This is a genomic window from Spirillospora sp. NPDC029432, from assembly GCF_040703975.1.
Lineage (GTDB): Bacteria > Actinomycetota > Actinomycetes > Streptosporangiales > Streptosporangiaceae > Spirillospora.
This window is the reverse complement of the sequence record NZ_JBEZWH010000151.1, coordinates 1-2,139: the sequence shown is the minus strand read 5'-3', so window position 1 is coordinate 2,139 and position 2,139 is coordinate 1. Positions and strand designations below refer to the sequence as shown.

The 2,139-nt window shown below is 77.7% G+C and carries 2 protein-coding genes; both read left to right on the top strand.

The genetic code is table 11. The features are described 5' to 3' along the window. On the top strand, positions 1 to 1,060 hold a 1,060-nt coding region (locus AB0881_RS41775; protein ID WP_366626459.1), incomplete at its 5' end, for a hypothetical protein. Next, on the top strand, positions 1,057 to 2,139 hold a 1,083-nt coding region (locus tag AB0881_RS41770), incomplete at its 3' end, for a serine/threonine-protein kinase (protein WP_366626458.1). The genes AB0881_RS41775 and AB0881_RS41770, both read left to right, overlap by 4 nt.

The window sequence follows — 2,139 nt, the reverse complement described above, 5'->3', positions numbered from 1 at the left end:
CGGAATGGCCGGCGAGTCCGTAGAAGCCGAGCTCCGGACGAGCGCGGGCGGCGCCGCGGCTGGAGCGGGAGCAGGAGCGGGCGCGGGAGCGGTGGGCGCCGGTGGAGCGGCAGGTGTGGGCGCGGCCGGGGCGGGCGCGGCCGGTGCCGGCGGCGCGGGCGCGGCGGGTACCGGGGCGGCGGGTGCGGGGGGCGCGGCGAGCGTCGGGGTCGGGGCGGGCGGCGCCGGTGCGGCGGGCGGGGGCGTGCTGGCGGCGACCGGGGCCAAGGTCGCGGTCGCGGTGGGGACGGCGACCGTGGTGGCGGCCGGAGGCGGTACGGCGGCGTACGTCGCGGCCGGCGACGACGACCCGGCCGTGCGGCCGGTCGCGGCGGTGACCACCGTGCGATCGTCCAGCCCGATCCCCGGGCGCCCGGTGCTCCAGGTCCAGAACGCCCAGATCGTACGGGTGAGCGGCCTCCCGGACGGCCCCGTGCTCCAGCGGGCCAACGCCGCGCTCCGGGCACCGCTCGACCGCCAGATCGCCTCGTTCCGCAGGTACATCGCGGGCAGCCACACCGGCGCCAACGTGCCGCGCTGCGCGACCGTGGGCAGCAAGGCCGCCGTCCACTACAGCGGCCCCCGGCTGGTCTCGGTCTTCTACAGCTTCCAGACCCGGAGCTGCTCGGTCGCCGACGAGACGCCGGGCCTGATGGACACCGTGACCGTCGATCTGCGGACGGGGCGGGCGCTCGGCCCGGCCGACATCCTCCGCGACTACAGCGCGGCGGGGATCGCGGCGGTCGCCCGCGCCATGCCCCCGTCCACCGAGGAGAACCGCTACTGCCTGGACGGCCCGCTGCGGCGCGCCCATTTCGAGCCGGACGCGAGCGGGGGGCCGGCCGTCGCCCCCATGCAGATCACTTTCACGCCGAACTCGCTGCGGCTCAACTACGTCGTACCGCAGGTCGAGTGCTGGAGCGGCGGCACGTGGAACGTGCCCTACGCCCGCGCCGGCGAGCTGATCAAACCCGATGTGGCGGCGCTGCTGCCGTCCGCACCGAGCCCGGGGAGAACATGAGGGAGAGCGGGAACTGGCGGATCGACGGCTTCACGGAGGTACGGGAGCTGGGCGCCGGCGCGCAGGGCCGGGTGGTGCTGGCCCGGCACGCCACCGCCGGGACGCCGGTGGCGATCAAGTACCTGAGCCGGCGGGACGGGGACGGCACCGAGATCGAGCGGCTCCGCGAGGAGGCGGTCATGCTCGGCCGGGTCACCGACCCGCACGTGGTCCGCCTCTACCAGTTCGTCACAGGCGAGCACGGCGCCGCGCTGGTGATGGAGGCGGTGAACGGGGTCTCGCTCAAGGAACTGCTGGCCCGGCACGGGGCGCTGGGCCCGGAGGCGGCGCTGACGGTGCTGAAGGGCTCGCTGCTGGGCCTGGCGGCGGCGCACGAGGTCGGCGTCGTGCACCGCGACTACAAGCCCGCGAACGTGGTCGTGCAGGGCGACGGGCTGAGCAAGCTGATCGACTTCGGGATCGCGGGCTTCTGGGGCGAGGGGTCGCGGTCGGGGACGCCCGCGTACATGGCGCCCGAGCAGTGGAACGGCGATCCCGCGTCCCCGGCGACGGACGTGTACGCGGCGACGTGCGTGTTCTTCGAGTGCGTGACGGGGCGCCGCCCGTACGAGGGCACGGCGCTGGGCGTTCTCCGCGAGGGGCATCTCAGCGCGGCGCCGCCGGTGGAGGCGGTGCCGGGGCCGCTGCGCGGGCTGGTCGCGCGGGGCATGGCCAAGGCGGCGGGGGAGCGCCCGCATGGGGCGGTGGAGTTCGTCGCCGAGCTGGAGCAGGCCGCGACCGCCGCGTACGGGCCGGGCTGGGAGCAGCGCGGCGTCCGCGCCATGGCGGGCGCGGCGGTCGCGCTCGCCGCCCTCTTCCCGCTGATCGCGGCGGGCCTGGTCCCGTCGGCCGGCGTCGCGGGAACGGCCGCGGCCGGAACCGCCGCCGCGGGAGCCGGGACCGCCGCGGCAGGCGGCGCCGGAACGGCCGCTGCGAGCGGCGCCGGGACCGCCGCCGCGGGTGGTGCCGGAACGGCTGCCGCGGGCGGTGCCGGAACGGCGAGCGGCATGGGCGCCGGCGGCGCGGGGGCCGGCGCGGCG